This window comes from Pradoshia eiseniae (assembly GCF_002946355.1).
In the GTDB taxonomy this organism is placed as follows: domain Bacteria; phylum Bacillota; class Bacilli; order Bacillales; family Pradoshiaceae; genus Pradoshia; species Pradoshia eiseniae.
Window position 1 is genome coordinate 45,855 of record NZ_PKOZ01000016.1, and the last position, 6,530, is coordinate 52,384.

Here is a 6,530-nt window from a genome sequence, read left to right on the forward strand (position 1 = left end):
CAATATATTAGGATAGTTTTATTGCATTCTCTTCTGTGAGCAGCTCTGGATTGACAAGAATGACATCCTCATCATCAATCGGCTTGATTACCTGGTTATCTGGAATGATTGCGCCTGGAGGGATAATGGCTCTTTCAATCACGACATTCTTTCCGATAATCGCATCAGACATGATAACCGAATCCTTGATGTGTGAGTTCTCTCCTACCCTTGCACCATAGAATAAGACGGATTTCTCTATCTTACCTTCTACGATACAGCCTTCATTGATTAGCGACTCTCGCACAACTGCCTTATCAGATAAATATTGAGGAGCGCGATTTGGATTGACAGAATAGATGCGCCATTTATAGTCATACATATTTAGTTCGCAGTCCTCATCCAGCAAGTCCATGTTGGCTTCCCAATAGCTTGTGAGAGTACCAACATCCTTCCAGTAGCCTTGGAATGGATATGCATAAACTTTTTTATTATATTTCAATAACATCGGGATAATATCTTTCCCAAAGTCGCGTGAAGAGTTCTCATTTTGAGCATCCCTGATAAGAAATTCCTTCAGCACCTTCCGATTGAAGATGTAGATGCCCATAGAAGCAAGATTGTTCTTTGGATTCTTTGGCTTTTCATCGAACTCCTCAACGGAATAATCATCTCGGGTGTTCATGATGCCAAATCGGCTTGCTTCATCCCAAGGAACCTCAATGACAGAAATTGTTGCATCTGCTCCTTTTTCCTCGTGATACTCTAGCATTTTGGAATAATCCATTTTATATATATGGTCACCGGAAAGGACAATCACATAATCAGGATCATATTGATCAATATAATTCAGGTTTTGATATACAGCGCTGGCTGTTCCTGTGTACCATCTCATTTCTTTGGATGCAGAATATGGCGGAAGAACCGTCACTCCTCCATCTCTCAAATCTAGATCCCATGCGCTGCCATTCGATAAGTAAGAGTTAAGTAATAATGGCTGATATTGGGTCAATACTCCAACAGTATCAATGCCAGAATTGGTGCAATTACTTAATGTGAAATCTATGATTCTATATTTCCCGCCAAAAGGTACTGCTGGTTTTGCAACATCAGCGGTCAAAGCCTCAAGCCTTGTTCCTTGTCCCCCTGCGAGCAGCATTGCCATAATTTTTTTCTTTGCCATTTTGAATTAACTCCTTCCGTTTTTTGATTGGGCGAAGCACTGTGATACCAAATGGAGGTATCTTTACAACGACATGATATGGTTTTCCGTGGAAACCTTCATCCTGTGCCGGTATGGCTTTTTTATTCACATGATTGCTTCCGCCATATTTCACATCATCACTATTTAGTATTTCTTTATATTCATGCTTATCCGGAACGCCGACTTTGTAGTGATCATATGCGACATTTTTGAAATTACAGATAATAATTAATGGATTGCCGCCCTTATCTCTGCGAACAAAGGAAAAAATCGATTGATCTGTGTTGTTGACATCAATCCAATCAAATCCTTCTGGATAGTCATCAAGTTCGTATAAAGGCTTGGAGCGCTTGTAGAGTTTGAGTAGATCCTTAAAGAATTCATTCAATTTCCGATGGGTATCATAACCAAGCAGGTTCCAGTCAAGCTGTTCTTTATCTTTCCATTCAGAAAACATGCCTAGCTCTCCGCCCATAAACAATAACTTTTTCCCGGGATGTGCTGTCATATATCCTGCTAACAATTTGAGTTGCGAGAATTTCTCTTCATAACTTCCTGGCATTTTGTCCAATAGGGATTTCTTACCATGAACTACTTCATCATGTGACAAAGGCAGAATAAAGCGTTCGGAGTATGCATACATCAAGGAGAATGTTACTTTATGATGGAGATTCGAGCGGAAATGCTGATCGGCTTCCATGTATTCCAAAATATCGTTCATCCAACCCATATTCCACTTATAGGTAAATCCTAAACCTCCTTCAGCAACCGGCTTAGTTACCCCAGGCCAATCCGTTGAATCTTCCGCCATCATAAGCAAAGAAGGGTCATGTTCTTTCAGTACACGGTTTAATGTTTTCATAAACGAAATCGCATACGAATTAATGTCTCTATCAAATGTATTCGGCCAATAAATCATATTGGCTACCGCATCAACTCTGAACCCGTCCACATGGAAATAATCCATCCAGTAGCGGGCATTAGAGATGAGGAAGCTGTGTACTTCCGGTCTTCCTAAATCGAAATTAGCAGTTCCCCAGACTGGATTCTCCCGAAACCTGTGGTCTTGATATTCATAAACAGGAGCACCGTCAAACATATACAGCCCATGAGCATCCTTGCAATAATGCCCAGGCACCCAATCCAGCAAAACCCCAATGTTGTTTTGATGACATTGGTCAATGAAATACCTTAAGTCATCCGGATTTCCATAACGGCTTGTTGGGGAATAATAGCCAGTCCCTTGATATCCCCAAGAACCGTCGAACGGATGCTCAGTTAGCGGCATCAATTCAATATGGGTATAGCCCTGGTCAAGGACATAAGGAATCAGCTCAGATGCAAGCTCTCGATATGTATAAAAATAATCAACCTTACATTCGTCGCTAGGAACGAAACCATCTTCATCCTTTATTTTTTTCTTCCACGAACCCGCGTGCATTTCATAAATATAGAGCGGTTCCTCCGGATTATTCTTTTTGGACTTCTTCTTACACCATGACTGGTCGCCCCATTTGTATCCTGTGTCATACGGAAAGACAATTGAGGCCGTATTTGGCCTGATTTCTGAATAGAAGGCATAGGGATCACTTTTTAGAAGAATTTCGCCGGACATTGCTTCAATCTCATACTTGTAAATTTCATTGGAGAGATTTGCTTCAATGAGGACAGACCAGATTCCTTGCTCGGATACTTTCAGCATTTCGTAACCTTTACCATTCCATTTGTTGAAAGAACCGACAACACGGATGCTGCGTGCGTTTGGGGCAAATACTGTAAAGCGGGTAAACACTTTATTGTTCTTCTCTATCAAATGGGCTCCAAACAGCTTGTAAGCGTCATAAAGTGAGCCCTCATGAAATAAGTGAATCTGATAATCTGTCGGTGCATTATGAGGCATGCCATCACCCTTTCAGTACTTTATCGAATTATTTATAATATATTAATTAAACTATTTATTGCATGAATATTGCAAATATAAATTTAATTGTATATATATATATTACCTAATGCTTTACCCTTTAATATCGTGTCAATTGTTTTTTATTCCCTTGATCAAGAAGATTGAAAACACCCAAAAAGTCTTATTTTCAGATATTTATTTATAAATTTTTTATAGTATGTATCCTTAACTAATACTTCTATTAATCTTTTCAACTTCCTGCTTAAACTTTTCTAGATTAATACAATTGAATATATTCTACTACCACTTTTGTTCTTCCCTATATTCCATCATACTAGATAATACACATAGTATTACATAACAAAAAGCTCCCGATGGAATGACAATTTTGTTAGATAAGCCGGCTATATCGCTCTCTAAGTTCCATCGAAAATAAAAAAAGCCATGTACTCTATCGTACATGACTTTTATTGTATGACCCCTACGGGATTCGAACCCGTGTTACCGCCGTGAAAGGGCGGTGTCTTAACCGCTTGACCAAGGGGCCAAATGGTGGCTCAGGACGGAATCGAACCGCCGACACAAGGATTTTCAGTCCTTTGCTCTACCGACTGAGCTACTGAGCCAACATTATATAAATGGCGGTCCGGACGGGACTCGAACCCGCGACCTCCTGCGTGACAGGCAGGCATTCTAACCAACTGAACTACCGGACCATTATGAAAATATTATGGAGGAGGAAGAGGGATTCGAACCCCCGCGCGGTTTGACCCGCCTCTCGGTTTTCAAGACCGATCCCTTCAGCCAGACTTGGGTATTCCTCCGTTTTGTAAATGGTGCCGGCAAGAGGACTTGAACCCCCAACCTACTGATTACAAGTCAGTTGCTCTACCAATTGAGCTACACCGGCATTTTTGCACTCTCTCGTTGACTGCTTTTTTATTCTAACCTGTATCCAGCTATATTTCAACAAGAAATATATGGGAATACCAATATATTTTTAGTACATATCTTTATGTAGATAATTAACTATATCAGTAGAGTGAGTGTTAATCCTTCTATTGCCCTTCTATGCTCCTAGAACGCTGTTTTTAGCGGCTATCCTGGTAATTGGCTCTATCTGCTTTTGTAGCCTTTCTGGCGCTTAATTTAAGGCTTTAAATACTTTAGAAAGACTGATGTATCATTCGTTAATATCCTGACCGTAATATTAAGACAAAAAGAAGCCTTTAACATTTACAACAATACTTTATGTCCATACGCCCTTCCAGTTATACAACTTCATAAGTATTCATGCCATAAAGTTTAATTACGTACACGTACACGCACCCGACCAGCGCCCAATTCATCTACTGCACAAAGCGGAAGCTATCCGCCACGACGACGGAACGAATCCAGAGCCTGTTGAACTGCATCCTTAAGGCCGGAGTCATGTCCATGGACGCCCGGCTTTCATCTTTGCGTCATGCTGGCGCAATAGTCCCTAATAATGTCTTTCCGACGGTTTGGAAGAATGGCAATTGGCTTTCAGGCTTTTAGCATTTACGATAATAAGCTGGTACTTTTCCTTACCCGTATAGAACTCATCTATGGCAATCACCTACGGCAAGGCAGCCGATTCCTTCATGGCGGCTGGGACAATGTCATCAAACTGCTGGATGTTGGTACTGATACACGAGCAGTATTGAGCTGCAATTTCCTATAATGTGTTCGCTTTCGCAGCTCGTATTTAGCTTTGTTCGTCCCATTCTTTTGAGAAGCGTTGATACCGATCGACAAACGGGTTCCGTTCGGCAAACCTCTTTCCACAAGGGCAAACATACCTCCGTTTCCGATATTGAAGAACCGTTGGTCGTTCCGCCATCTTAAGATGACGAACGGACTGAATCCGATAATCATGGACTTTCTCCGTTTCCTCGCCACATCTTGGACAAGTATGCGGTGCCATGGGCATCTCAACGGTTATTTCAAAACACCATGATCCTTCACCTCAGACTTTGTCACCATCACATCTTCTAAACCCGGAATGTTATGTTAAAATTCAAGAGCACACATCTCCTTTTCGACTTGTTTCTGGACAATTCAAGTATAAGAAAAGCGGAGCATGTGTGCTCTTTTTTTATGTCCTTTTTTGGACACCCCAACATTTAGTATAGATTCCATTTAACATAGAACCAAAAATATATACTCATATACAGAAAAAAACCATGTACATTTGTACATGGTTTTTATGACCCCTACGGGATTCGAACCCGTGTTACCGCCGTGAAAGGGCGGTGTCTTAACCGCTTGACCAAGGGGCCAAATGGCGGAGAAGGAGGGATTTGAACCCTCGCGCCGGTTACCCGACCTACACCCTTAGCAGGGGCGCCTCTTCAGCCTCTTGAGTACTTCCCCAAATATGGCTCCGCAGGTAGGATTCGAACCTACGACCGCTCGGTTAACAGCCGAGTGCTCTACCACTGAGCTACTACGGAATAATATTGATATGGGCCTAAATGGACTCGAACCATCGACCTCACGCTTATCAGGCGTGCGCTCTAACCAGCTGAGCTATAGGCCCATTATGATATTTTTTTGGAGCGGGTGAAGGGAATCGAACCCTCATCATCAGCTTGGAAGGCTGAGGTTTTACCACTAAACTACACCCGCATCTATGGGGCGGCTGATGGGAATCGAACCCACGAATGTCGGAACCACAATCCGATGCGTTAACCACTTCGCCACAACCGCCGTGCGTTATTGTTTTAATAAATGGTGGCTCAGGACGGAATCGAACCGCCGACACAAGGATTTTCAGTCCTTTGCTCTACCGACTGAGCTACTGAGCCATAACATTTCATTTCTTTATATGCTGCTCAATGCTTAATCGATGAGCTAACAGTAAAATGGCGGTCCGGACGGGACTCGAACCCGCGACCTCCTGCGTGACAGGCAGGCATTCTAACCAACTGAACTACCGGACCATTTTAATTGCGGGGACAGGATTTGAACCTGCGACCTTCGGGTTATGAGCCCGACGAGCTACCAGACTGCTCCACCCCGCGGCGATAAGAATGTTTCTGTAGAGAATATATGGCGGAGGAAGAGGGATTCGAACCCCCGCGCGGTTTAACCCGCCTCCCGGTTTTCAAGACCGGTCCCTTCAGCCAGACTTGGGTATTCCTCCATATATGTGGTGGACCTTGTAGGACTCGAACCTACGACCGGACGGTTATGAGCCGTCTGCTCTAACCAGCTGAGCTAAAGGTCCTATTTTGGTAGCGGCGGAGGGGATCGAACCCCCGACCTTACGGGTATGAACCGTACGCTCTAGCCAGCTGAGCTACACCGCCAAAATATGAATCCTATTAGGTTTAGGTAAGTAATGGTGGAGCCTAGCGGGATCGAACCGCTGACCTCCTGCGTGCAAAGCAGGCGCTCTCCCAGCTGAGCTAAGGCCCC

General features: G+C 43.1%; 3 protein-coding genes and 18 tRNA genes. All 21 read right to left on the bottom strand.

The window, feature by feature from the left end:
- Window positions 1-7: 7 nt before the first annotated feature.
- Entirely contained in the window at window positions 8-1,162 is a 1,155-nt protein-coding gene (locus tag CYL18_RS16780; RefSeq protein ID WP_104850663.1) for a glucose-1-phosphate adenylyltransferase, read from the bottom strand.
- A complete protein-coding gene (gene glgB / locus CYL18_RS16785) occupies window positions 1,104-3,083 on the bottom strand; it encodes a 1,4-alpha-glucan branching protein GlgB (protein WP_104850664.1) in 1,980 nt (659 codons plus the stop codon). The genes CYL18_RS16780 and glgB overlap by 59 nt, the downstream gene beginning before the upstream one ends.
- Before the next feature lie 478 nt (window positions 3,084-3,561).
- Window positions 3,562-3,633 (bottom strand) — tRNA-Glu (locus CYL18_RS16790).
- A 3-nt stretch (window positions 3,634-3,636) separates the two neighbouring features.
- Window positions 3,637-3,712, bottom strand: a tRNA-Phe gene (locus tag CYL18_RS16795).
- 13 nt (window positions 3,713-3,725) lie between these two features.
- Window positions 3,726-3,802: transfer RNA gene (locus CYL18_RS16800), tRNA-Asp, on the bottom strand.
- Between the two features lie 15 nt (window positions 3,803-3,817).
- Window positions 3,818-3,910, bottom strand: a tRNA-Ser gene (locus tag CYL18_RS16805).
- Window positions 3,911-3,920: 10 nt separating this feature from the next.
- Window positions 3,921-3,996, bottom strand: a tRNA-Thr gene (locus tag CYL18_RS16810).
- Window positions 3,997-4,815: 819 nt separating this feature from the next.
- Window positions 4,816-5,040, bottom strand: a complete 225-nt coding sequence (locus CYL18_RS19740; protein WP_104850665.1) for a transposase family protein — start codon at window positions 5,038-5,040, stop codon at window positions 4,816-4,818.
- 277 nt (window positions 5,041-5,317) lie between these two features.
- Window positions 5,318-5,389: transfer RNA gene (locus CYL18_RS16820), tRNA-Glu, on the bottom strand.
- 3 nt (window positions 5,390-5,392) lie between these two features.
- A tRNA-Ser gene (locus CYL18_RS16825) sits at window positions 5,393-5,483 on the bottom strand.
- 5 nt (window positions 5,484-5,488) lie between these two features.
- Window positions 5,489-5,563 (bottom strand) — tRNA-Asn (locus tag CYL18_RS16830).
- 12 nt (window positions 5,564-5,575) lie between these two features.
- Window positions 5,576-5,649: transfer RNA gene (locus tag CYL18_RS16835), tRNA-Ile, on the bottom strand.
- Between the two features lie 15 nt (window positions 5,650-5,664).
- Window positions 5,665-5,738: transfer RNA gene (locus tag CYL18_RS16840), tRNA-Gly, on the bottom strand.
- A gap of 5 nt (window positions 5,739-5,743) precedes the next feature.
- Window positions 5,744-5,819: transfer RNA gene (locus tag CYL18_RS16845), tRNA-His, on the bottom strand.
- 22 nt (window positions 5,820-5,841) lie between these two features.
- Window positions 5,842-5,917, bottom strand: a tRNA-Phe gene (locus CYL18_RS16850).
- A gap of 58 nt (window positions 5,918-5,975) precedes the next feature.
- A tRNA-Asp gene (locus CYL18_RS16855) sits at window positions 5,976-6,052 on the bottom strand.
- Between the two features lie 7 nt (window positions 6,053-6,059).
- Window positions 6,060-6,133, bottom strand: a tRNA-Met gene (locus CYL18_RS16860).
- Between the two features lie 29 nt (window positions 6,134-6,162).
- A tRNA-Ser gene (locus CYL18_RS16865) sits at window positions 6,163-6,255 on the bottom strand.
- 7 nt (window positions 6,256-6,262) lie between these two features.
- A tRNA-Ile gene (locus CYL18_RS16870) sits at window positions 6,263-6,339 on the bottom strand.
- 5 nt (window positions 6,340-6,344) lie between these two features.
- Window positions 6,345-6,421: transfer RNA gene (locus tag CYL18_RS16875), tRNA-Met, on the bottom strand.
- Window positions 6,422-6,454: 33 nt separating this feature from the next.
- Window positions 6,455-6,530, bottom strand: a tRNA-Ala gene (locus CYL18_RS16880).